Annotated in this window: 22 protein-coding genes; 16 read left to right on the top strand and 6 right to left on the bottom strand. The window is 45.3% G+C overall.

Features of this window, described 5'->3' with window-relative positions:
• Positions 1-11 precede the first annotated feature (11 nt).
• The 13 genes from LGZ99_RS10040 to lpxC all read left to right on the top strand — a co-directional run bounded on the left by LGZ99_RS10040 (position 12) and on the right by lpxC (position 16,062).
• The gene (locus tag LGZ99_RS10040) at positions 12-1,778 is read left to right on the top strand and encodes a peptidoglycan DD-transpeptidase PBP3 (RefSeq protein ID WP_021323950.1); all 1,767 of its coding nucleotides are present in this window, start codon (positions 12-14) and stop codon (positions 1,776-1,778) included.
• Entirely contained in the window at positions 1,765-3,252 is a 1,488-nt protein-coding gene (murE, locus tag LGZ99_RS10035) for a UDP-N-acetylmuramoyl-L-alanyl-D-glutamate--2,6-diaminopimelate ligase (RefSeq protein ID WP_036839006.1), read from the top strand. Before LGZ99_RS10040 ends, murE begins: the two co-directional genes overlap by 14 nt.
• Positions 3,249-4,628 carry a UDP-N-acetylmuramoyl-tripeptide--D-alanyl-D-alanine ligase gene (gene murF, locus LGZ99_RS10030; RefSeq protein WP_036839009.1) on the top strand — a complete coding sequence of 460 codons (1,380 nt, stop codon included), beginning with the start codon at positions 3,249-3,251 and terminating at the stop codon, positions 4,626-4,628. The genes murE and murF overlap by 4 nt, the downstream gene beginning before the upstream one ends.
• Positions 4,622-5,704, top strand: a complete 1,083-nt coding sequence (mraY, locus tag LGZ99_RS10025) for a phospho-N-acetylmuramoyl-pentapeptide-transferase (protein WP_021323952.1) — start codon at positions 4,622-4,624, stop codon at positions 5,702-5,704. Before murF ends, mraY begins: the two co-directional genes overlap by 7 nt.
• A 2-nt stretch (positions 5,705-5,706) precedes the next feature.
• Entirely contained in the window at positions 5,707-7,017 is a 1,311-nt protein-coding gene (gene murD / locus LGZ99_RS10020) for a UDP-N-acetylmuramoyl-L-alanine--D-glutamate ligase (RefSeq protein WP_036839011.1), read from the top strand.
• Positions 7,017-8,210: a cell division protein FtsW gene (ftsW, locus tag LGZ99_RS10015; RefSeq protein ID WP_036839013.1), complete on the top strand. Its 1,194-nt coding sequence runs from the start codon at positions 7,017-7,019 to the stop codon at positions 8,208-8,210. Before murD ends, ftsW begins: the two co-directional genes overlap by 1 nt.
• Complete coding sequence (murG, locus tag LGZ99_RS10010; RefSeq protein ID WP_036839014.1) at positions 8,207-9,274, top strand: undecaprenyldiphospho-muramoylpentapeptide beta-N-acetylglucosaminyltransferase; 1,068 nt, start codon at positions 8,207-8,209, stop codon at positions 9,272-9,274. Before ftsW ends, murG begins: the two co-directional genes overlap by 4 nt.
• Positions 9,275-9,329: 55 nt before the next feature.
• Positions 9,330-10,805, top strand: coding sequence for a UDP-N-acetylmuramate--L-alanine ligase (gene murC, locus LGZ99_RS10005; RefSeq protein WP_036839043.1), 1,476 nt, complete (start codon positions 9,330-9,332; stop codon positions 10,803-10,805).
• Positions 10,798-11,718: a D-alanine--D-alanine ligase gene (locus LGZ99_RS10000; protein WP_021323959.1), complete on the top strand. Its 921-nt coding sequence runs from the start codon at positions 10,798-10,800 to the stop codon at positions 11,716-11,718. Before murC ends, LGZ99_RS10000 begins: the two co-directional genes overlap by 8 nt.
• A gap of 1 nt (position 11,719) precedes the next feature.
• Positions 11,720-12,526: a cell division protein FtsQ gene (gene ftsQ, locus LGZ99_RS09995; RefSeq protein WP_021323960.1), complete on the top strand. Its 807-nt coding sequence runs from the start codon at positions 11,720-11,722 to the stop codon at positions 12,524-12,526.
• A gap of 39 nt (positions 12,527-12,565) precedes the next feature.
• Positions 12,566-13,822 (top strand): cell division protein FtsA, encoded by a 1,257-nt coding sequence (gene ftsA / locus LGZ99_RS09990; RefSeq protein ID WP_012777290.1) that lies wholly within the window; start codon positions 12,566-12,568, stop codon positions 13,820-13,822.
• A gap of 63 nt (positions 13,823-13,885) precedes the next feature.
• Complete coding sequence (gene ftsZ / locus LGZ99_RS09985) at positions 13,886-15,046, top strand: cell division protein FtsZ (RefSeq protein WP_021323962.1); 1,161 nt, start codon at positions 13,886-13,888, stop codon at positions 15,044-15,046.
• Between the two features lie 98 nt (positions 15,047-15,144).
• A complete protein-coding gene (gene lpxC / locus LGZ99_RS09980) occupies positions 15,145-16,062 on the top strand; it encodes a UDP-3-O-acyl-N-acetylglucosamine deacetylase (protein ID WP_036839045.1) in 918 nt (305 codons plus the stop codon).
• Positions 16,063-16,153: 91 nt separating this feature from the next.
• Here lpxC and LGZ99_RS09975 read toward each other — a convergent pair whose 3' ends face one another.
• On the bottom strand, positions 16,154-16,678 hold the full coding sequence (locus LGZ99_RS09975; RefSeq protein WP_036839016.1) for a DUF721 domain-containing protein: 525 nt from the start codon (positions 16,676-16,678) through the stop codon (positions 16,154-16,156).
• Between the two features lie 32 nt (positions 16,679-16,710).
• On the opposite strand from LGZ99_RS09975, the gene secM reads away from it, so the two are divergent.
• From secM to mutT, 3 genes are all read left to right on the top strand, one after another.
• A complete protein-coding gene (gene secM, locus LGZ99_RS09970; RefSeq protein ID WP_021323965.1) occupies positions 16,711-17,235 on the top strand; it encodes a secA translation cis-regulator SecM in 525 nt (174 codons plus the stop codon).
• 80 nt (positions 17,236-17,315) lie between these two features.
• Positions 17,316-20,027: a preprotein translocase subunit SecA gene (gene secA / locus LGZ99_RS09965; protein ID WP_036839019.1), complete on the top strand. Its 2,712-nt coding sequence runs from the start codon at positions 17,316-17,318 to the stop codon at positions 20,025-20,027.
• Between the two features lie 117 nt (positions 20,028-20,144).
• A complete protein-coding gene (mutT, locus tag LGZ99_RS09960) occupies positions 20,145-20,537 on the top strand; it encodes an 8-oxo-dGTP diphosphatase MutT (protein ID WP_021323967.1) in 393 nt (130 codons plus the stop codon).
• A 38-nt stretch (positions 20,538-20,575) separates the two neighbouring features.
• Here the strand turns inward: mutT and yacG are convergent, their stop codons facing one another.
• The 5 genes from yacG to gspE all read right to left on the bottom strand — a co-directional run bounded on the left by yacG (position 20,576) and on the right by gspE (position 25,034).
• Positions 20,576-20,773 (bottom strand): DNA gyrase inhibitor YacG, encoded by a 198-nt coding sequence (gene yacG, locus LGZ99_RS09955; RefSeq protein WP_023043350.1) that lies wholly within the window; start codon positions 20,771-20,773, stop codon positions 20,576-20,578.
• Between the two features lie 30 nt (positions 20,774-20,803).
• Positions 20,804-21,556 carry a cell division protein ZapD gene (zapD, locus tag LGZ99_RS09950; RefSeq protein WP_021323969.1) on the bottom strand — a complete coding sequence of 251 codons (753 nt, stop codon included), beginning with the start codon at positions 21,554-21,556 and terminating at the stop codon, positions 20,804-20,806.
• Complete coding sequence (gene coaE, locus LGZ99_RS09945; protein ID WP_036839021.1) at positions 21,549-22,172, bottom strand: dephospho-CoA kinase; 624 nt, start codon at positions 22,170-22,172, stop codon at positions 21,549-21,551. The genes zapD and coaE overlap by 8 nt, the downstream gene beginning before the upstream one ends.
• 217 nt (positions 22,173-22,389) lie before the next feature.
• Positions 22,390-23,589, bottom strand: a complete 1,200-nt coding sequence (gene hofC / locus LGZ99_RS09940; RefSeq protein ID WP_036839023.1) for a protein transport protein HofC — start codon at positions 23,587-23,589, stop codon at positions 22,390-22,392.
• Complete coding sequence (gene gspE / locus LGZ99_RS09935; protein ID WP_051769461.1) at positions 23,589-25,034, bottom strand: type II secretion system protein GspE; 1,446 nt, start codon at positions 25,032-25,034, stop codon at positions 23,589-23,591. The genes hofC and gspE overlap by 1 nt, the downstream gene beginning before the upstream one ends.
• Positions 25,035-25,059: the final 25 nt, after the last annotated feature.

Here is a 25,059-nt window from a genome sequence, read left to right as displayed (position 1 = left end):
TAAGGTAAGCGATGAAAGCAGCACGCTTCGCGAAGTTAAAACGGCAAGAAGATAAAGCCAGTTTTGTCAGCTGGCGTTTTACTTTGCTGTGTGGAGGTATTGCCCTTGCTTTAGTTTGCTTGTTGCTGAGAGTGGCTTACTTGCAAGTCATCAATCCGGAGCAATTAGTTAAAGAAGGGGATTTACGTTCCCTGCGCGTGCAGTCAATTCCGACTGCACGCGGTATGATCAGCGATCGTCTGGGGCGACCTCTGGCTGTCAGTGTTCCGGTAAATGCTGTCTGGGCAGATCCGAAAGAGGTTTTTGAAAAAGGGGGAATTACTGATGATACCCGATGGAAAGCTTTGTCTGATGCGATTAATCTGCCGGTTGAACAGCTTACCAGTAAAATTAGTGCTAATCCTAAAGGTCGCTTTGTTTATCTGGCGCGTCAGGTTAACCCATCGGTTGGTGATTATATTCATAAACTGAAATTGCCAGGAATTTATTTGCGTCAGGAATCCCGACGTTATTACCCGTCAGGTCAGGTAACTGCCCATATTATCGGTGTGACTAACGTTGATGGTCAGGGCATTGAAGGTGTCGAAAAAAGTTTTGATCGCTGGCTGACTGGTCAACCAGGTGAGCGGACGGTACGCAAAGACCGTTTTGGCCGTGTCATCGAAGATATTTCCTCTGTTGATAGTCTGGCGGCACACAATCTGGTATTGAGTATTGATGAACGTTTGCAGGCACTGGTTTACCGCGAATTAACCAACGCGGTCGCCTTTAATAAAGCAGAATCCGGTACAGCGGTATTGGTGGATGTGAATACCGGCGAAGTGCTGGCAATGGCAAACAGCCCATCTTATAACCCAAATAATCGCATCAATACGCCAAAAGAAGCGATGCGTAACCGTGCTATCACCGATATTTTCGAGCCAGGTTCCACTGTTAAGCCTATGGTGGTCATGGCTGCGCTGAATAATGGTATTGTCAAAGAAAATACCGTTATTAATACAATACCTTATAGGATTAGCGGCAAGGAAATTAGAGATGTGGGCCGTTATTCTGAATTATCTATCACTGGTATCTTACAAAAATCAAGTAACGTTGGTGTTTCTAAGCTGGCGTTAGCGATGCCTGCGACAGAGTTAGTGGATGTTTATTCTCGTTTTGGGTTGGGAAAACCGACCAATCTGGGGTTGGTCGGAGAAAGCAGTGGCTTATATCCAATAAACAGACAACGGTGGTCAGATCTTGATAGGGCTACCTTTGCTTACGGCTACGGGTTGATGGTTACGCCATTACAGTTAGCGCGGGTCTATGCAACGATTGGCAGCATGGGTGTTTATCGTCCCTTGTCAATTACTAAGGTTGATCCACCCGTGCCAGGCACAAGAGTCTTTCCTGAGCCAATTATGCGTACGGTCGTTCATATGATGGAAAGTGTGGCCCTGCCCGGTGGCGGCGGAGTAATGGCCGCAATAAAAGGTTATCGGATTGCAATCAAAACGGGTACTGCGAAGAAAGTCGGGCCGGATGGCAAGTACATTTATCGATATATCTCTTACGCCGCAGGGGTTGCTCCTGCAAGTAATCCAAGATTTGCACTGGTTGTGATCATTAATGATCCACAAGCAGGTAAGTATTACGGCGGTGCGGTTTCTGCGCCGGTATTTGGCGCCATTATGGGCGGTGTTCTGCGCATCATGAATGTGGAGCCGGATGCTTTGGCAGCAGGTGATAAAAATGAATTTGTGATTAATAAGAAAGAGGATACAGGTGGCAGATCGTAATCTACGCGATTTACTCGCGCCATTGGGTATTGATGCCCCAGAGTGCGCGTTACGCGAAATGACATTGGACAGCCGTAAATCGGCTGCCGGAGATCTGTTTGTTGCCATTAAAGGGCATCAGGCAGATGGTCGACACTACATTCCTCAGGCCATCGCACAAGGTGTCGCGGCGGTTATTGCAGCAGCTCAGAGCGGAGCTGATAACGGGACTGTGCAGGTTATGCACGGTGTTCCGGTTGTTTATGTGAACGATTTGAATAATAAGCTATCACAATTAGCAGGTGAGTTTTATCGCCATCCTGGTAATAAATTGCGTCTGATTGGTGTTACTGGAACCAATGGAAAAACAACCACGACTCAATTGCTTGCTCAGTGGAGTCACGGATTAGGTGAAACCAGTGCAGTAATGGGAACTGTTGGTAATGGTTTACTGGGGCGTGTCGCGCCAAGTGAAAATACCACCGGTTCAGCCGTTGATATTCAACTGGATCTGCAACAACTTGTTCGGCAAGGGGCGACCTTTGCGGCAATGGAGGTCTCTTCTCACGGGTTGATTCAGGGGCGGGTGACCGCGTTGCCATTTGAGGCGGCGATATTCACCAATTTGAGCCGTGATCACCTTGATTACCACGGTGATATGGAACACTACGAAGCAGCCAAATGGTTGTTATTCTCTACTCACAATGTGAAACAGCAAATCATTAATGCTGATGATGATATTGGCCTGAAATGGTTATCCCGTTTACCACAAGCGGTAGCTGTGACGATGGAAAACCGTCTGCCGGAAAACTGGCAGGGGCGTTGGTTGGCGGCTCGTGAAATAAAATATTACGATAAAGGTGTATCTATTACTTTCGAGTCCAGTTGGGGAGGCGGTACAATTGATAGTTCCCTGATGGGAGCATTTAACGTCAGCAACCTGTTGTTGGCGCTTTCCACCTTATTAGCTTTGGGCTATCCACTGGAAAAGCTGCTTGAAACTGCTTCCTGCCTGTCGCCGGTCTGTGGGCGAATGGAAGTATTCACTGCACCGGGCAAACCGGTTGTCGTCGTCGATTATGCTCATACACCTGATGCGCTGGAGAAAGCTTTGGCGGCTGCACGCTTGCATTGTAAAGGTAAGCTTTGGTGCGTTTTTGGTTGTGGCGGCGATCGCGATAAAGGCAAACGTCCTCTGATGGGAAGTGTGGCAGAACAGTGGGCTGATTATGTGATTGTTACTGATGATAACCCGCGCAGTGAAGAGCCTCAGACAATTGTTGCTGACATTCTGACGGGTTTTATTGATCCGGGCCGCGCGATAGCGATTCATGGCCGTGTTGAAGCGGTAACCAGTGCGATTATGCAGGCAAGAGCAGATGATGTTGTATTGATAGCGGGTAAAGGCCATGAGGATTATCAATTGGTAGGTCATCGTCGCCTGGATTATTCAGATCGATTGACAGTTGCCCGGTTACTGGGGGTGATCGCATGATTTCCCTCACACTGCAACAACTGGCGCAAGTGACTAATGGCGCACTGAAACAGGTTACTGAACAGCAGGCCGCAGGTATCTGTATCAGTGATGTTACTACTGACAGCCGTAAAGTTGGAAATGGCAGTCTGTTTATTGCATTGAAGGGTGAACGTTTTGATGCCCATGATTTTTCTGCTGATGCAGTAAAAGCGGGGGCCAGTGCTTTGCTGGTCAGCCGTGTCCTGGATGTTAATTGTCCACAAGTTGTGGTCAAAGATACTCGTCTGGCTATGGGGCAATTGGCAAGTTGGGTTCGCCGACAGAGTAACGCCCGTGTCGTTGCGCTGACGGGGTCATCCGGTAAAACATCGGTGAAAGAGATGACCGCTGCGATTCTGCGTCAGTGCGGTAATACGCTCTATACAGCAGGTAATTTAAATAATGATATCGGTGTGCCGCTGACATTGTTCAGACTGACAGAACAACATGAGTTTGCTGTGATTGAATTAGGCGCAAGCCATATTGGTGAGATCACCTATACCACGGAAATGGCCCGACCAGAAACGGCATTGGTAAATAACCTGTCTACTGCACACCTAGAAGATTTTGGTTCTCTGGCTGGTATTGCAAAAGCGAAAGGAGAAATTTTTGTCGGTCTTCCAGAAAATGGAACTGCCATCATCAATATGGAAAGCAATGATTGGGCGCACTGGCAACAGGTTATCGGTGACAAAACAGTACAGCGTTTTTCTATACAACAAGCATCAGACACTGATTTTTACGCTACAGATATTCAGGTCAAACAGCTGACTACTGACTTTTGTCTGCATACCCCCGCCGGCAACACAGAAATCACTTTGCCATTACCTGGAAAACACAATGTTGCCAATGCATTAGCTGCCAGTGCGTTGGCAATTTCTGTTGGCGCAACGCTAAAAGATATCCGTCTTGGCTTATCCGGGCTGAAACCTGTACCAGGTCGGTTGTTTCCTATCAATCTGGCAGAAGGAAAATTGCTGCTTGATGACACTTATAACGCCAATGTCGGTTCGATGACCGTTGCGGCTCAAGTGTTATCACAGATGCCGGGGTACCGGGTGATGGTCGTTGGCGATATGGGCGCGTTGGGTGAGCAATCAGAAGATTACCATCGCCAGGTTGGTGAAGTTGTAGCTTCTGGTGGTATTGACAGAATATTTAGTGTGGGTACATCAAGTGTTTACATTAGTGAAGCAAGTGGTCGCGGTCAGCATTTTGCGGATAAAGCCGCGTTGGTTGCAGCATTGGTTCCACTATTACAACAACACAAAGTGATTTCAGTTTTAGTTAAAGGTTCGCGCAGTACCGCAATGGAAGATGTCGTCAGCGCATTACAGGAGAGCTTCACATGTTAGTTTGGCTGGCCGAATATCTGATCAAGTATCATACCGGCTTTAACGTCTTTTCTTACCTGACGTTTAGGGCTATCGTCAGCCTGCTGACTGCACTGGCTATCGCATTGTGGATGGGGCCGCGCTTAATCGCTTTCCTGCAAAAATTACAAATTGGGCAGGTTGTTCGCAACGATGGGCCGGAATCTCACTTTAGCAAACGTGGTACACCGACGATGGGTGGTTTGCTGATCCTGTTTTCAATCACGATTTCTGTGCTGTTGTGGGCACGTTTGAATAACCCCTATGTCTGGTGTGTGCTGATTGTTCTGATTGGTTACGGCATTGTTGGTTTTGTGGATGATTACCGCAAAGTTGTGCGCAAAGATACTAAGGGGTTGATTGCCCGTTGGAAGTATTTCTGGCAGTCCATCCTGGCATTGGGTGTGGCATTTGCGATGTACAGTGTCGGGAAAGATACCCCGGCAACACAATTAGTCGTGCCATTCTTTAAAGATGTGATGCCGCAACTGGGTGTGCTTTACATTCTGTTGGCCTACTTCGTGATTGTCGGAACCAGCAACGCGGTGAATCTGACTGATGGGTTGGATGGGTTGGCAATTATGCCAACTGTTTTTGTTGCGGCTGGTTTTGCCCTGGTGGCCTGGGCAACAGGTAACGTCAATTTTGCCAGCTATCTGCATATTCCTTACCTGAGCCATGCGGGTGAACTGGTTATCGTCTGTACTGCGATTGTTGGCGCTGGATTAGGTTTCCTGTGGTTCAACACTTATCCGGCTCAGGTTTTCATGGGTGATGTGGGTTCTTTGGCTTTAGGTGGTGCGCTTGGGACCATTGCTGTGTTGCTGCGTCAGGAATTTTTGCTGGTAATTATGGGCGGTGTATTCGTGGTAGAAACCCTGTCAGTTATCTTGCAGGTGGGTTCTTTTAAACTGCGTGGACAACGTATTTTCCGTATGGCGCCTATTCACCATCATTATGAATTGAAAGGCTGGCCGGAACCGCGCGTTATCGTGCGTTTTTGGATTATTTCTCTGATGTTAGTGCTGATTGGCCTGGCAACATTGAAGGTACGTTAATCATGGCAGATTATTTGGGTAAAAAAATCGTCATTATCGGGTTGGGGCTGACCGGTCTCTCCTGTGTTGACTTTTTTATGGCGCGCGGGGTGATCCCCCGTGTGATGGATACCCGTTCAACACCGCCTGGCAGAGATAAATTACCTGATGATATTGAGTGTCATAGTGGAAGCCTGAATGCTGACTGGTTGATGGATGCTGACTTGATTGTTGCAAGCCCCGGGATTGCTCTGACAACAGTCGAGTTGCAGGCTGCGGCTAATGCAGGCATTGAAATTGTCGGCGATATCGAGTTGTTTTGTCGTGAAGCAACAGCACCAATAGTCGCAATTACAGGTTCTAATGGCAAAAGTACTGTCACCAGCCTGGTTGGTGAAATGGCGAAAGCAGCTAATTGGCAGGTGGGGGTAGGCGGTAATATTGGCCTTCCTGCATTAGAATTATTGAAAAAATCCTGTCAGCTTTATGTCTTAGAACTTTCCAGTTTCCAGTTGGAAACCACATATAGCCTGAAAGCCGCGGCGGCGGCTGTGCTTAATGTGACGGAAGACCATATGGACCGCTATCCGCAGGGTTTATCTCAGTACCGGGCAGCTAAATTGAGAGTTTATCACCAGGCGAAGAGATGCGTTGTGAATGCTCAGGATGCTCTGACATTACCTGAAACGGGTATGGACAGCCGTTGTATCAGCTTTGGTGTCGAGTGTGGCGACTACCAGCTTGATAGTGAAAATGCACTTTTAAAAGTTCACAACCAATCACTGTTGGCGACAAATGAAATCAAACTGACAGGGCGGCATAACTACGTAAATGGATTGGCTGCACTGGCGTTAGCCGATGCGGTTGGGATCCCCCGTAAAGCCAGTTTAGCGGCATTGAAAGTTTATCCGGGGCTTGACCATCGTTTCCAACTTGTCCATATGAAGAATGGAGTGCGCTGGATTAACGATTCTAAAGCGACCAATGTTGGCAGTACAGAAGCGGCGCTTAATGGCCTGAAGCTGGATGGTACTCTTTATTTGTTGTTGGGCGGAGATGGTAAATCAGCAGACTTTTCTCCGCTCAAGCCTTTCCTTAGTGGAAATAAAGTTCGGCTTTACTGCTTTGGCCGTGATGGGAAACGACTGGCGCAACTCCGTCCAGAAATGGCGACATTGACTGAAACGATGGAACAGGCGATACGTGATATTGCACCGCGATTAGTTGCTGGCGACATGGTGCTGTTATCTCCCGCTTGTGCAAGCCTTGATCAGTTTCGTAATTTTGAACAGCGCGGTCATGAGTTTGCCCGTTTGGCAGAGGAGTTGGGCTGATGTCTATTCCGGGGTTCAGTAGGTTAAAAGACTGGGTTATTGGTGGTCGTGAAACTGATGTCACCAATATGGTGTTATACGATCGCACACTGGTTTGGCTGACACTCGGATTGGGGATTATCGGCTTTGTCATGGTGACTTCAGCGTCAATGCCGGTTGGGCAGCGTCTTGCAGAAGATCCTTTTCTGTTTGCCAAACGTGATGCGATTTATCTGTTGCTGGCTTTCGGGTTGTCATTAATCACATTGCGTATTCCGATGGATTTCTGGCAGCGCTATAGCAACCTGATGCTGCTTATTTCCGTTATTCTGCTGCTGGTTGTGCTGGTGGTAGGAAGCTCAGTAAACGGTGCATCGCGTTGGATTGCCCTTGGGCCTTTGAGAATTCAGCCTGCTGAATTATCGAAACTTTCTTTGTTTTGTTATCTCGCCAGTTATTTGGTGCGCAAAGTAGAAGAAGTACGGAATAACTTCTGGGGATTCTGTAAGCCAATGGGTGTGATGGTTGTGTTGGCCGTATTACTTTTGGCCCAACCTGACCTGGGAACTGTGGTCGTGCTGTTTGTAACAACATTAGCCATGTTATTTCTGGCGGGAGCAAAACTATGGCAGTTTCTGGCGATTATTGGTTCAGGGGTATTCGCGGTAGTTTTGCTGATTATTGCTGAACCTTACCGTATACGCCGGGTCACTTCCTTTCTGGATCCCTGGGAAGATCCTTATGGCAAAGGTTATCAGTTAACGCAATCTTTGATGGCTTTTGGGCGTGGGGAGTTTTTAGGGCAAGGGTTAGGAAATTCAGTACAGAAGCTGGCATACCTGCCGGAAGCACATACTGACTTTATTTTCTCTGTTTTGGCAGAAGAATTAGGTTACGTAGGTGTGGTTTTTGTGTTGTTAATGATATTCTTCGTCGCTTTTCGCGCGATGACTATCGGTCGTCGCGCATTGCAGATGGATCAGCGTTTTTCCGGTTTTCTGGCGTGTTCGGTTGGTATCTGGTTCAGTTTTCAGGCTCTGGTTAACGTTGGAGCAGCTGCGGGTATGCTGCCGACTAAAGGGCTGACTTTACCTCTGATTAGTTACGGTGGCTCAAGTTTGCTGATTATGTCGACAGCTATCGTATTGCTATTAAGAATTGATTTTGAAACACGCTTGGCAAAAGCACAGGCGTTTGTAAGGAGTCCACGATGAGTGGCAAAACCCGACGTTTGATGGTGATGGCAGGTGGAACCGGAGGGCATGTCTTTCCGGGTCTGGCTGTGGCTCATCATTTAAAAGATCAGGGCTGGGAAGTTTGCTGGCTGGGAACAGCAGATCGTATGGAAGCCGATTTAGTGCCAAAACATGGCATTGAGATTGAATTTATTCAGATTTCTGGCCTGCGTGGTAAAGGGATCAAAGCACTGTTAGTCGCTCCGGCACGAATTTTCAAAGCAATTCGTCAGGCAAAGGCGATTATACGTCGTTATCAGCCAGATGTTGTGCTCGGAATGGGGGGATATGTTTCTGGTCCGGGTGGTATTGCTGCGTGGATGTGTGGTGTTCCGGTTGTCCTGCATGAACAGAATGGTATTGCCGGGCTGACAAACCGGTGGTTGGCGAAAATTGCGACAACGGTTTTACAGGCATTTCCCGGTGCGTTCCCAAAAGCACCTGTTGTTGGGAACCCTGTTCGCGAAGATGTGCTGGCATTACCCACACCTGAGCAACGTTTGGCAGAGCGTGAAGGCCCAATTCGGATTTTGGTTGTTGGTGGCAGCCAGGGAGCAAGAATTCTGAACCAGACAATGCCTGAAGTTGCTGCCCGTATGGGTGATAAAATTACAGTTTGGCATCAGACAGGTAAAGGGGCTGAAGAAAGTGTCCGGAATGCCTATAACAATTCAGTTAAATGCGAACATAAGATTACTGAATTTATTGATGATATGGCGCAAGCTTATGCTTGGGCTGATCTGGTGATTTGCCGTTCTGGCGCGTTGACGGTCAGCGAAATGGCAGCGGCTGGATTACCTGGAATTTTTGTCCCATTTCAGCATAAAGATCGCCAGCAATACTGGAATGCGTTACCACTGGAAAAGGCTGGCGCGGCAAAAATACTGGAACAACCCCAATTTACGGTTGATGCAGTAATCGAATTATTAATTCAGTGGCAACGTCCACAATTGTTGAAAATGGCAGAGAAAGCCCGTTCAGCAGCAATTGTTGATGCCACTGAGCGAGTATCGGCGGCATTAATCAATGCAGCGAAAAAGTGATTCAGATCGTCTTAAACAGGACGGTGAAGTAAACCCATACAGTGAAGAAAAAAACGTGAATACACAACAATTGGCGAAATTAAGAGCTTTCGTGCCTGAGATGAGAAAAGTCAGGCATATCCACTTTGTCGGCATTGGTGGTGCTGGCATGGGGGGGATCGCCGAAGTGTTGGCTAATGAAGGTTATCAGATTAGTGGATCTGATTTGGCGCCAAATCCGATAACTCGGCAACTCACTAAACTGGGCGCTCAGATTTACTTTAACCATCGTCCTGAAAATGTACTGGATGCCAGTGTTGTTGTGGCTTCAACCGCAATACAGGCGGATAACCCGGAAATTATTGCTGCGCGTGAAGCCCGAATCCCGGTCATTCGCAGAGCAGAGATGCTGGCAGAACTGATGCGCTACCGTCATGGTATTGCTATTGCCGGTACTCACGGCAAAACAACAACAACAGCGATGATTTCCAGCATCTATGCACAGGCTGGCTTAGATCCCACTTTTGTTAATGGTGGTTTAGTTAAAGCCGCAGGAACACATGCCCGTCTTGGCAGCAGCCGCTATTTAATTGCGGAAGCTGATGAAAGTGATGCTTCTTTCCTGCATTTACAACCGATGGTGGCGGTAATTACGAATATCGAAGCGGACCATATGGATACCTATCATGGTGACTTTGAAAACCTGAAACAGACATTTATTAACTTCCTGCATAACCTGCCTTTCTACGGGCGTGCGGTGATGTGCATTGATGATCCAGTTGTCAAAGAGTTAATCTCTCGCGTGGGACGCTATATCACGACTTATGGCTTTAGTGAGGAAGCAGACGTACGTATTACTCACTATGAGCAAAAAGGTGCACAGGGGTATTTTACTGTCAGCCGTCAAGATATGGCTGATCTGAAGGTCGTATTGAATGCACCGGGCCGCCATAATGCGCTGAATGCAGCGGCAGCAGTCGCTGTTGCGACTGAGGAAGGCATTTCTGGCAGTCATATTCTGGCTGCGTTGGCGGATTTTCAGGGAACCGGGCGTCGTTTTGATTTTCTGGGGAATTTTTCTCTGGAACATGTTAATGGCAAAGAGGGCAGTGCAATGCTGGTTGATGATTATGGTCATCATCCAACGGAAGTGGATGCAACCGTTAAAGCTGCCCGTGCTGGCTGGCCGGATAAACGTATTGTGATGGTATTTCAGCCTCATCGTTATACCCGGACTCGTGATCTGTACGATGACTTTGCCAATGTATTGAATCAGGTAGATGTATTACTGATGCTGGATGTTTACTCTGCTGGCGAAGCCGTTATTCCAGGGGCGGACAGCCGTTCGTTGTGCCGTACAATCCGTAGCCGCGGTAAGTTGGATCCAATTCTGGTATCTGATCCGGAAAAGGTGGCTGCTGTCTTGGCACAGGTACTGGACGGTAATGATTTAGTTCTGGTTCAGGGTGCCGGCAATATAGGCAAAATAGCGCGTAATCTGGCTGAAACAAAATTGCAGCCATCTTTGAATGAGGAAAAACACAATGGCTGAGAAAGTCGCGGTACTGTTGGGAGGAACTTCCGCTGAACGTGAAGTTTCACTGTTATCGGGACAAGCCGTGCTGGCTGGATTGAAAGAAGCAGGTATTAATGCACATCCGGTTGATACAAAGGACTTTCCTGTAACTCAGTTGAAAGAGGCGGGATTTGAGAAAGTCTTTATCGCGCTTCATGGGCGAGGTGGGGAAGATGGTACTTTGCAAGGTGTCTTAGAATTTTTGCAGTTGCCTTATACCGGTAGTGGCGTGATGGCTTCTGCATTATCGATGGATAAATTACGGACAAAACAGTTATGGCAGGGGATCGGGCTAACTGTTTCACCTTATGTTCCAATTAATTCTAAGCAATTTGAACAATTTACTGATTTGCAACTCAAAGAGTATGTAGCCGATTTAGGTTTGCCATTAATTGTTAAGCCAAGTCTGGAAGGTTCCAGTGTTGGAATGACTAAGGTGAATGAGATTTCAGAGTTGCGTGGTGCTCTGGAAGCAGCATTTCATTATGACACTGACTTGCTGGTAGAAAAATGGCTGTACGGCCCGGAATACACGGTAGCTATCCTCGGTGATACGGCTTTACCTTCTATTCGTATTCAACCCGCTGCTGTTTTTTATGACTATGATGCAAAATATCTGTCTGAAGAAACAAAGTATTTTTGTCCAAGCGGCTTAAATGATGAAAAAGAGCAACAACTGACAGAAATAGCACTTAAAGCTTATCAATCAGTTGGATGCAGCGGTTGGGGACGGGTGGATATCATGATGGATACTGATGGCGGTTTCTATCTGCTGGAGGTGAATACTTCTCCAGGGATGACCAGCCATAGTTTGGTGCCGATGGCGGCGCGTCAGGCCGGGTTAAATTTTTCACAGTTGGTGGCAAAGATTCTGGAGTTGGCTGATTGATATGTCTCAAGCGGCCCTGAAAGTGAGGGAGCGGGATAACGAAAATAACAGTTCCCGCCCCAGTAACGGCTCTTATTTGGCTGGGCTTATTTTCTTTCTGATGGTACTTGGGACCATTATTTGGGGTGGCTTGGCCGTCCTGAACTGGATGAAAGATGCTAATAGATTGCCTATTTCAAAACTGGTGGTAACAGGTAAGCGTCATTACACTACCAACGATGATATCCGGCAGGCAATTTTGTCATTAGGGCAACCGGGAACTTTCATGACGCAGGATGTGAATATTATTCAGCAACATATTGAACGGATGCCGTGGATAAGACAAGTCACTGTTCGTAAACAGTGGCCTGATGAACTGAGAATTCATCTGGTAGAATATGTTCCTTATGCGCGTTGGAACGATTCACAGATGCTGGATGCTGAAGGGCTGGTATTCAGTATACCAGCTGAATGGGGAGCTAAAGGCAATTTTCCGATGCTTTATGGTCCACAAGGCAGCGAGAAAGAGGTACTTGATGGCTACCTCGCTATGGCTAAACTTCTTGCTGCCAATAAACTGAAATTGAAAGTGGCGGCAATGACTGCGCGTCGTTCCTGGCAACTGACACTGGATAATGATATCCGGCTGAAGCTGGGAAGAATGGATACAACAGGACGTATTAAACGTTTTATCGAGCTTTATCCGCTGCTACAGCAGAACACAGAGAAAAGAGTAGATTATGTGGATTTGCGTTATGACAGTGGTGCCGCGGTAGGTTGGGCACCTTTACCAATTGATGTTCCTAATGCCCGGGTCAATGGGCAATAAACAGTTACTGGCAATAATATAGAGGCAGGCAGAACAACAATGATCAAATCGACGGACAGAAAATTAGTAGTTGGCCTTGAAATTGGCACAGCAAAGGTATCTGCCCTTGTTGGTGAAATTCTGCCCGATGGTATGGTTAATATTATCGGGGTGGGGAGCTGTCCATCCCGCGGTATGGATAAAGGCGGTGTAAACGACCTGGAGTCGGTTGTCAAATGTGTGCAGCGGGCTATCGATCAGGCTGAATTAATGGCGGATTGTCAAATTTCTTCTGTTTATCTGGCGTTATCTGGAAAACATATCAGTTGTCAGAATGAAATCGGGATGGTTCCTATTTCTGAAGAGGAAGTCACCCAGGAAGATGTAGACAATGTTGTTCACACTGCCAAATCCGTTCGTGTACGTGATGAATACCGGATACTGCATGTTATTCCTCAAGAATATGCTATCGATTATCAGGAAGGCATTAAAAATCCGGTGGGGCTTTCCGGCGTGCGTATGCAGGCGAAAGTTCACTTGATTACCTGCCATAATGATATGGCAAAAAATATTGCAAAAGCCGTTGAACGCTGTGGTTTGAAAGTCGACCAGCTTATTTTTTCCGGGCTGGCTGCCAGCTATGCTGTTTTGACTGAAGACGAGCGTGAACTGGGTGTTTGTGTGGTAGATATTGGCGGCGGGACGATGGATATTGCAGTGTATACCGGCGGAGCACTGCGTCATACCAAAGTCATCCCTTATGCCGGTAACGTCGTCACCAGCGATATTGCTTATGCCTTTGGTACTCCACCAAGCGATGCAGAAACGATAAAAGTACGCCACGGCTGCGCGCTAGGTTCGTTGGTCAGCAAAGATGAAAGTGTGGAGGTACCAAGTGTCGGTGGGCGTCCACCACGTAGCTTACAGCGCCAGACGCTGGCTGAGGTCATTGAGCCGCGTTACATCGAATTACTGAATTTAGTGAATGATGAAATCCTGCGATTGCAGGAACAGTTACGCCAGCAGGGTGTTAAACACCATCTGGCTGCGGGTATTGTCCTGACCGGTGGTGGTGCTCAGATTGATGGTTTGGCTGAATGTGCCCAGCGTGTATTCCACGCTCAGGTGCGTATTGGTCAACCTCTTAATATTACTGGTCTGACGGACTATGCGCAGGAACCCTATTATTCAACAGCGGTAGGGTTGCTGCATTACGGAAAAGCCTCTCACCTTAATGGTGATGCGGATATTGAAAAACATGCTTCAGTGAGTCGCTGGTTTAAAAAAGTCAGTAGCTGGCTGAAAAAAGAGTTTTAATTTTATGCAGAGACTGCATCTGTTTTTTGGTCTCGATATAAAGGCACAAAGCGGAGAGAAACTATGTTTGAACCAATAGAATTAACCAATGACGCGGTGATTAAAGTCATCGGCGTCGGCGGTGGCGGCGGTAACGCTGTTGAGCACATGGTGCGTGAGCGCATCGAAGGTGTTGAATTCTTTGCAGTAAATACGGATGCTCAGGCATTGCGTAAAACTGCTGTCGGCCAGACTATCCAGATTGGTAATGGTATTACTAAAGGTCTGGGGGCTGGTGCAAACCCGGAGGTTGGTCGTACTGCTGCGCAAGAAGATCGTGATGCATTGCGCACTGCTCTTGATGGTGCGGATATGGTATTTATCGCTGCGGGTATGGGCGGTGGTACTGGCACTGGCGCAGCACCTGTGGTAGCTGAAATCGCAAAAGAACTTGGGATTTTGACTGTTGCCGTCGTTACCAAGCCTTTCAATTTTGAAGGTAAGAAACGTATGGCGTTTGCTGAACAAGGGATCACTGAACTATCCAAACATGTGGATTCATTGATTACCATTCCTAATGACAAACTGCTGAAAGTTCTTGGCCGCGGCATTTCACTATTGGATGCTTTCGGGGCAGCGAATGACGTCTTGAAAGGGGCGGTTCAGGGTATTGCTGAACTGATCACACGTCCGGGTCTGATGAACGTTGACTTTGCTGACGTGCGTACCGTGATGTCCGAAATGGGCTACGCGATGATGGGTTCGGGTATTGCACAGGGTGAAGACCGGGCAGAAGAAGCTGCTGAAATGGCGATTTCCAGCCCACTGCTGGAAGATATCGACTTGTCAGGTGCTCGTGGTGTTCTGGTTAACATTACGGCTGGCTTTGATCTGCGTTTGGATGAGTTTGAAACAGTGGGTAACACTATTCGGGCATTTGCATCGGATAATGCAACCGTCGTTATCGGTACTTCTCTGGATCCAGACATGAATGATGAGTTGCGTGTGACCGTGGTTGCCACCGGTATTGGTATGGATAAGCGCCCTGAAATTACGCTGGTTACCAATAAAACCTCTCAGTCAAGCGTAATGGAACACCGTCATCAGCAAATATCCGGCGGTATGTCTTCGCTGTCAGAAGAAAATAAACCCGCTGCAAAAGTGGTGAATGACCAAAGCGCACAAACCAGCAAGGAGCCCGATTACTTGGATATTCCTGCATTTTTGCGTAAACAGGCCGATTAATAGCTAAAAAATTGGATTCTCCGCTTTTTGTGCTAAACTTCCCCGCCAGCCATAGTGTATAGTGGTTGGCAGGATGGATAACATTGCGAGATAAAATGATGATCAAACAAAGGACACTTAAACGTATTGTTCAGGCGACTGGCGTCGGTTTGCACACCGGTAAGAAAGTCACGCTGACAATGCGCCCAGCACCGGCTAACACCGGGGTCATCTATCGCCGCACTGACTTGAATCCACCGGTTGATTTTCCGGCAGATGCAAAATCCGTGCGTGATACTATGCTCTGTACTTGTCTGGTAAATGAGCATGACGTGCGAATCTCAACGGTTGAGCACCTGAATGCAGCGCTTGCAGGGCTGGGTATTGATAATATTATTATCGAAGTTGACGCGCCAGAAATTCCTATTATGGATGGCAGTGCCAGCCCGTTTGTCTTCCTGCTATTGGATGCGGGTATTGAAGAGCTGAACACATCTAAAAAATTCCTGCGCATTAAAGAAGCTGTGCGTGTGCAAGAGGGCGATAAGTGGGCTGAGATGACACCTTATAATGGTTTCAGTCTGGATTTCACTATTGACTTTAATCACCCTGCGATTGATTCAAGTTCTCAACGTTACTGTCTGGATTTTTCAGCGGAAGCGTTTGTTCGCCAAATCAGTCGTGCGCGTACTTTCGGCTTTATGCGTGATATTGAGTACTTACAATCTAAAGGCTTATGTTTAGGCGGCAGCTTTGATTGTGCGATTGTTGTTGATGATTATCGCGTACTTAATGAAGATGGCTTGCGTTTTGAAGACGAATTTGTCCGTCATAAAATGCTAGATGCAATCGGTGATCTGTTTATGTGTGGCTATAACATCATTGGCGCATTTACTGCGTTCAAATCTGGTCACGCGCTGAACAATAAACTGCTGCAAGCAGTTTTGGCTCAAGAAAGTGCATGGGAACTCATCACTTTCGAAGATGAAGCTGAAATGCCGCTGGCTTTTCGTGCTCCATCGACTGTAATGGCATAACGTTTTAGTGTGCCAGAGAATAACTCAATGATGCATCTCAGTGAGTTATGTTATCAGTGATTGGGCTCTCGCTGATGTTCTTTACTCAGCGTTAGCATTTCTTCTTAGCTGTGCTGGCACTCTCTCCGGCCAGTGCAGCTAATCGCTCTAATCTTTCCTTCAGCTTCTTGGGACTACGATTCGCTAATATAATTAGTTCATTAGCGCTTTCCTGGCTTAACTGACGTACCGGTAAGGTTTTGTGATTGCCACTCGTTGTTTTTGCGAAGCTCTGCACACTATTGTTATGCTTAATCATTAGTGATGGATTAATCCTGATGTCGATGGAAGACAATGATGGTAGAATTTCGCTTCTTAACGCAGAGAGTAACGTTGGCAGCTCGTAACGTAATCTGGTCATCCAACTGGCGTTTCCTGCTTCCAGTACCAGAATTTGTTTGCGATAATTGGCGACTCTGCACCATGGATGTAACTGTGCGGGAAGCAGGCTGGTAACGGCACGGTTAAGTTTTAACAAAGCGACGGCACGTTGCTGGATAACATGTAGCGGGTTTTTCTCAACGGCAGCGGCGTCTTCAAAAAGAACATCTAATGATTGTGGGCGGCTATCGCGCATAATAAAAATAGCTCCGATATGATGAAGGATTAATGGGTATTCTAAATCTTTGGCGACAATTTGGCAGACGTTATTTCTGGTCACATCTGTTATTAGGGGTGGTTGCGGCAAGTATTGGCGTTCCTTCCATTTTTGCGGGTGTTACGGATAATATTCCACAAGCTAATACGTCATCCAGCCAGAGTTGGCAAAATCAGGCTCTATCGGCGTTTGATAACCTGTTTTCATTACAAAGTGTTCAACGTCAGCCTGCCAGTGGTATTAATTACTGGCAACAACATGCTGTACGCAATGTTATCCGGCAGCTTTCTTTTGCTTTTTCTGTTTCCCAGCCTATGAGTCATGAAACAGCAAAACAAAGTACCCGGTTAAGCTCTTCCAGTATTCAGCAGCTTGTGTTGGAAACACTGAATGCATTGTTAATTAGGGAACCTGTGCCACCTGAGCCGGTTTCAAATATACAGTTTCTGACTGTTGCACCACAATCTTCTCATACCCAAGTGTTTTGGATTGCCAAAGCTCAAGGTATTCGTGCAGGCCCTGCTGCTTACCTCTGAATCTTTTTTTTTACAAATTCCGAAATAAATAACTATTTGCTGGCTGCGAGATAACGGCCTTATCTGAGATGTAATTAACTATGCTGATTAAATTATTAACTAAGGTTTTTGGTAGTCGTAATGATCGTACACTGCGTCGCATGCGTAAAATTGTTGATGTCATCAACCACATGGAACCCGAATTTGAAAAATTATCTGATGAAGAGTTGAAGGGTAAAACAGTCGAATTCCGAGCTCGTTTGGAAAAGGGTGAGTCGCTGGAAGATTTGTTACCTGAAGCATTTGCAACAGTACGCGAAGCGAGTAAGCGTGTGTTTGCTATGCGTCATTTTGACGTTCAGCTACTGGGTGGCATGGTTCTGAATGAGCGTTGTATTGCTGAGATGCGTACCGGTGAAGGTAAAACGCTCACAGCAACTTTGCCAGCTTATTTGAATGCGCTAACTGGGCGCGGTGTTCACGTAGTCACCGTGAATGATTATCTGGCACAACGTGACGCTGAAAATAACCGTCCATTGTTTGAATTTCTGGGGTTGAGCGTGGGTATCAACCTGCCAGGTATGCCCGCACCCGCTAAACGCGAAGCATATGCAGCGGATATTACCTACGGCACAAACAACGAATATGGCTTTGACTATCTTCGTGACAATATGGCATTTAGCCCGGAAGAGCGTGTTCAGCGTAAATTGCATTATGCGCTGGTGGATGAGGTTGACTCCATTCTGATTGACGAAGCGCGTACCCCATTGATTATTTCCGGCCCGGCTGAAGACAGCTCTGAACTTTATATCAAGGTTAATAAGCTGATCCCTAAACTGATTCGCCAGGAAAAAGAAGATTCAGATACTTTCCAGGGAGAAGGCCACTTTTCTGTTGATGAAAAATCCCGTCAGGTTAACTTGACAGAACGCGGTCTGGTTCTGGTTGAGCAATTGTTAGTGGAAGCGAAATTGATGGAAGAAGGTGAATCTCTGTATTCCCCCACTAACATCATGTTGATGCACCATGTTACTGCTGCCCTGCGTGCCCATGCTCTGTTTACTCGTGATGTTGACTACATTGTGAAAGAGGGTGAAGTCATTATTGTCGATGAACATACTGGCCGTACTATGCAGGGGCGTCGCTGGTCTGATGGATTGCATCAGGCTGTCGAAGCTAAAGAAGGTGTAGAAATTCAGAATGAAAACCAAACTCTGGCTTCGATTACTTTCCAAAACTACTTCCGTTTGTATGAAAAACTGGCTGGCATGACCGGTACGGCCGATACCGAAGCATTTGAATTCAGCTCCATTTATAAGCTTGATACCATTGTAGTGCCGACAAACCGCCCAATGATCCGCAGTGATTTGCCGGATCTGGTGTATATGACCGAAGCTGAAAAAATTGATGCTATCATTGAAGATATCCGCGAATGTACCAGTAAGGGGCAGCCAGTATTGGTGGGAACGATTTCTATTGAAAAATCTGAACTGGTTTCCCGTGAGCTGACTAAAGCCGGTATTGAGCACAGCGTGCTTAACGCTAAATTCCACGCAATGGAAGCGGATATTATTGCTCAGGCGGGTCAGGCGAGTGCGGTAACTATTGCGACTAACATGGCTGGTCGTGGTACAGATATTGTGCTGGGTGGCAGTTGGCAGGCAGAAATTGCTAAATTGACGGAACCAACAGAAGCTCAGATTGAAGAGATTAAAGCTGCATGGCAGGAGCGCCATGATATCGTTCTGGCGGCGGGTGGTTTGCACATTATTGGTACCGAGCGTCATGAATCCCGTCGTATCGATAATCAGTTACGTGGACGTTCTGGTCGTCAAGGAGATGCTGGCTCATCCCGTTTCTATTTGTCAATGGAAGATTCACTGATGCGTATTTTTGCATCTGATCGTGTCACTGGCATGATGCGTAAACTGGGTATGAAACCCGGCGAGGCGATTGAGCATCCATGGGTAACCAAAGCTATCGCCAACGCTCAACGCAAAGTTGAAAGCCGTAACTTCGATATACGCAAGCAATTGCTGGAATATGATGATGTTGCTAACGATCAGCGTCGTGCTATTTATGCTCAACGTAACGATTTGCTGGATGTCAGTGATGTTAGTGAAACTATTAGCAGTATTCGTGAAGATGTATTTAAAGCAACCATTGATGCTTATATTCCGCCTCAATCTTTGGAAGAGATGTGGAATGTAGAAGGTTTGCAGCAGCGTTTAATGGCTGATTTTGATCTGGAGCTACCGATCAAAGAGTGGCTGGATAAAGAGCCTGATCTACACGAAGAAACTTTACGTGAGCGTATCCTTGAACAGGCTGTTGAAATCTATAAACGTAAAGAAGAAGTTGTCAGCACTGAAATGATGCGTAACTTCGAAAAAGGTATCATGTTGCAGACGCTGGATATGTTGTGGAAAGAGCATCTGGCAGCAATGGATTACCTGCGTCAAGGTATCCACCTGCGTGGTTATGCTCAGAAAGATCCAAAACAGGAATATAAACGAGAATCTTTCGCCATGTTTGCAAACATGCTGGAGTCGCTGAAATATGAAGTGATTAGCACATTGAGCAAAGTTCAAGTGAGATTACCGGAAGAAGTTGAGGCTCTGGAGCAGCAACGTCGTGCGGAAGCTGAACGTTTGGCAAGACAACAGCAATTAAGCCACGAAGTGGAAAAAGGCGCTTTGATGTCTAAAACAGAAGCTCAGATTGCCAGTGGTGCCCGTAAAGTGGGTCGTAATGATCCTTGTCCTTGTGAGTCGGGTAAAAAGTATAAACATTGCCATGGTCGCTTGCAGTAATGATAAAAAGGCGGGAAACCGCCTTTTTACTGTTAGCTTTAAGCGGGTGACTTTAGATATGAACCTTGATTGTTGGTTGCTTAGCAACCGAAACGAATAAATGAAGATAATAGTAATATGGAAAAAAGACACCTACATATAGCCGCTGGGATTATCAGAAACTCACAGCATGAAATTTTTATTACTCAGCGTCATGTCGATACTCATATGGGCGGCTTTTGGGAATTTCCTGGCGGGAAAGTCGAGAAAGAGGAAACATCTGAACAGGCTTTAGTGCGTGAGTTGCAGGAAGAAGTTGGTATTACCGCTACTCATTATGAATTGGTAAAAACGGTTGAACATGATTTTCCTGACAGGCTGATTACCCTGTATTTCTTCTTGGTGGATGGATGGGAGAATGAACCTTTCGGCAAAGAGGGACAACTTTCCCGATGGGTATTACAGAAAGATTTAATTGCTGACGAGTTTCCACCTGCTAATCGCAGCATTGTTGCATTACTTACTGCTTAAATTGCAAATAGCCGCATTATGATTAACGCGGCTATTTATTATTGTTCCGGTTGTTCACTCCAATCGTCACTATCGGAGTTTTCACTTTGGCTTGGTATCCGTTTCTCTTCACTTGCCCACTCGCCTAAATCAATTAACTGGCAACGTTTACTACAAAATGGGCGGTATGGACTTATTTCTCCCCAAACTACGGTCTTACTACATGTTGGACATTCAATCGTTAATAATTCAGACATAATCACTCTCCTGATAACTGGCTTGTCATGTTAGCAGCATGCTAATTCAAATGGTAAATGAACAGGTACGGATCCTTGTTCATTATCTAATGGTAAAAAACGGATAGCAAAGCGGGTCTTGTGACCAGAAATTTGAGGAAATAGTAAAGGTTTTAATGGCAAACGTAACCTCAGTAAATCTGCCCCTTCTGCTGTATCCTGATGAAAACCATTTTTACTGATCTCTGAACGGAAAATAGCCGATTGGCGGATTAATTCTAAAATACTTTCCAATGCTTGCTGGAGTGGTAACAAGCTATCAATCCAGAATGAAACTATTTTATCTCTTTCTGATTGCGGCAAGTGAAGCCATAAATGCAAGGTGGGTAGATCAAAACCACAACAACCACTTGGAATGCTGAGGCGCTGACGCACCATACTGATAATTTTATCTTCTTTAAGGGATTGCCCCAACCGTGGCGCTTTGCTTAATGCAGCAGCCCGCTCTTTCAATTTTAATCTGAAACTATTGACGATGTTAACATCAACATCAGGTATTTCAGCCCATTGTTTTAATTTTGCCTGTTGGCGTTCTAATTCTTTTAACAATTCTGAGCGCACCTCCCCGCGTTCCAGAACTTCAAGTAGTTCAGCAACTGTGCGGAAGAAAGCGAGGCTGCTTGCCAGCGAGTCTAAATAGCGTTGGCTGGTGAGTTGTTGCAAGGAGGATTCAATTCGCAACCATGATCGCATCTTTTCATTCAGTGGGTGTTCAAAAATGATTGTAGAAGTTGTGTCACTCATCATGATTATCCTGTCTGGCTGATTCAGCTAATCTTAAATATTGTTGATGTAGTTCGGTAACACGAGGAGCAATTGTCTGTGCGCTATCATGATTTGAGATAACATCATCGGCATAAGCCAGTCTTTCACTACGGGATGCTTGTGCAGCCAAAATATTTTCGACTTGTTGATAGCTGATACCATCACGGGTGGCTACCCGGCTAATTTGTACTTCAGGTAGTGAGTCAACGACCAGGATCCGATCTGCCAGATGCCCCAAATTATTTTCGACTAATAATGGAATAACCCAAATAACATAAGGTGCAATTATCTGTTCTAATTGCCGTCTGGTTTCTTGATGTATCAGAGGATGAAGAAGTTGGTTAATCCATTGTTTTTCTTGTTTATTTGTGAATATTTTCTGGCGTAACAGTGCTCGGTTAAGGCTACCATCCGGTATCAATATGTCATGACCAAAGTGTTCTGTGATGGCTTGTAAAGCAGACGTTCCAGGTGCAACGACTTCTCTGGCAATAATATCTGCATCAACAAGAGGAACACCGAGAGCTGCAAAAGCGTTGGCGATAGTGGTTTTACCGCTGCCAATCCCACCTGTGAGTGCAATAATATAAGTCATCCTATCCCTTACATATTTACCCTTCATCTTTCAAGTTGCTGCTTTGTTGGCTGCGTTCACTTACCCCAGTCACATCGTTATCTATGCTCCTGGGGATGCGTTCACTTGCCGCCGCGCTGCAACTTGAAATCTATTGGGTATTACTTGATAGTATTTTGGAATTGTAACCGAAAGGGGGCAGATGACCTAGAGGCAAAACCAGAGAATCGTTTTTACTTCAAGTAAGTACCGTACCCAGCTGAAAAATAGGTAAATACATTGCGAGCAATAGTATGCCGACAATAGCGGCTATTATGACTATAAGTATTGGTTCCAGTAACTGAGTCATATTATCAGAAATTTCCAATGCTTGTTGCTGGTACCAGTTGGCAAGATTTCCCAATAACAGTTCCAGATTACCAGACTCTTCGCCAACACTGACAAACTGTTGACACAATGCAGGAAAACAAGATTGTTGCTTCAGTGTTTCGCTCATTGGTATCCCTTGATTAATTTGGACTCGTAAAAATTTAGTCGCTTTTAAAAAGACCGGGTGATTTATTGATGCAATAACACTGTCTAACCCTGCGGTGAGTGTCAAGCCGGCTTTTTGTGTCATAAACAAAATATGAAAAAGTTGCCCTAATTGCTGACAGCTAATTAATTTTGCAATAACGGGTAAACGTAATATCAGATTTTTCTCACGGATAATCCATATCGTATGGTGTTGGCGTAATTGCAGGTAAAATAGAAATAATGCTATTAACCCAATAGCACTATAGACACCATATTGAATCAGCCAGTTTGATGCCATTAATAAAGTGCGGGTTAGCAGAGGAAGTTGTGCGTCAAATGAATGATAAATATGCTCAAATTCAGGTAAGACAAAAATCAGCATCAATAAAATAATGATACCGGCAACAACAGTAATAATCAGAGGATAGCGTAGTGCTTTTGTTATTTTTTTCTGCAATGTGTCTTGTTGTTCCTGTTGTTTAACCAATAATTGACAGCAGATTTCTAATTGCCCGGTTAGCTCTCCAACAGCAATGAGTTGGCAAAATAAAGGAGGAAAGAGAAATGGATAATTTTTTAATGAGGCGGAGAGTGATTCTCCCCGTGTAATTTTCTTACTGATATCTGACAATACACAATGCCATAATGGATTGCTACATTCACGAATAAGAATATTCAGGCAATTCAATAATGGCATTCCTGATAATAATAGTGTTGCCAATTGACGAATAAAGTTCAGACGGTAGCCAATCTGTTGTTGGTGGTAAAATATCCATTTCTCACATTTTATATTATAAGGTTGCAATCCAGCATGGAGAAGTTGCTGATATAAAACTTTACGGCTATCACATAGTGATTTACCTTTTGATATTTCGCCTTTGTTGTTAATTGCTTGCCAATTATAAAGATAATGAATTTTCATTACTCTTCCTGCCCTGTAACCTGGTAAATTTCTTCCAGTGTAGTGATTCCTTGCTCTACTAATAAAATACCCGATGAAAGTAAGGTATCTTTTCTTTGAGTCATAATAATATTCTTTATATTTTGGGGATTCTGTTCTGATAATACTTGTTGAATTTCATATGTTATTTCCAAAAATTCATAAATAGCGGTTCGACCATAGTAGCCGGAAAAACAATGTTCGCAACCGACGGCTAGCCATTGCTTGATAAATAAAGAATTATTTCCAATATTAATAATCGTTTCTTCTGTTTGTTGATTGCGACAATGAAGACATAATTTTCTGACAAGCCGTTGGGCGATAATTAATTTGATACAAGACGCTGCCATATAACCTGAAATACCCAGATTTTGTAGGCGGGATAATGTATCTACGGTAGAATTAGTATGTAGTGTAGAGAGCACTAAATGGCCTGTTTGTGCTGCTTTTACTGAGATTTCGGCTGTTTCGCTGTCACGAATTTCTCCTACCATGATGATATCGGGATCCTGCCGTAATAATGCCCGTAATACTTTGGCAAAATTGAGTTCAATTTTACTGTTCGTTTGTGTCTGATTAATACCGTTAAGTGGGATTTCAACGGGATCTTCTACACTGCAAATATTCTTTTTATTCTGATTCAGATATTGTAGGCAGCTATATAAAGTTACTGTTTTTCCACTGCCCGTTGGTCCGGTAACTAAAATCATTCCTTGTGGTAATCCTAGTTTTTGTTGGAGCTGATTTAATAATTGATCAGGAATACCTAATTGATCCAGTGACAGTTGCCGCATGGTGTTTAATATCCTGAGCACAACTTTTTCTCCGTGTATTGTTGGCAAGGTGGCCATACGGATAGCGTAGTTGTGCCGTGCGTCATACCAATCAAATTGTCCATCCTGAGGTAGTCGTTTTTCAGCAATATTCAATTTCGCCATTATCTTAAGACGTGCGGCAATACTTGCATTCATCTGAGGCGATGGAGAGGACAAGAGATGTAATGCACCATCAACCCGGATACGAATACGATAACCTTGCTGGAATGGTTCAAAATGAATATCAGATGCACGCCGTTGAATTGCAGTTAATAAAGTTTGATTAATAAGTTGAATGACTGGTGCATCATTCTCATCTGCATTGATATCAGTTGTGAGGGGTAATAAAGATGCCTCCTCCTCGGGTAAGTGATTGAGTGAAATATTTTGGTGCAATACTGATTCAATTTTTGCCCGTGGCCAAATCTCTACATTAACGATACGTCCGGAAATAAAGCGTAATGCTGATAATAAATCATCATTAGGTAATTCGCTGCTGGCAATTGTTATCTTATTATCATCTTTTTTTATCACAACAGATTGATGTCGCTGACAAATATCATGAATTTCTCTTTCCATCAATGTATTTTCTGTTTCCGAAGGTGAGTTCATTATTGTTTCCTGAGTAAATATATGT

This window comes from Photorhabdus temperata, from assembly GCF_025384845.1.
Lineage (GTDB): Bacteria > Pseudomonadota > Gammaproteobacteria > Enterobacterales > Enterobacteriaceae > Photorhabdus > Photorhabdus temperata.
The sequence above is the reverse complement of the archived record's forward strand: the minus strand, read 5'-3'. Positions and strand labels throughout refer to the sequence as shown.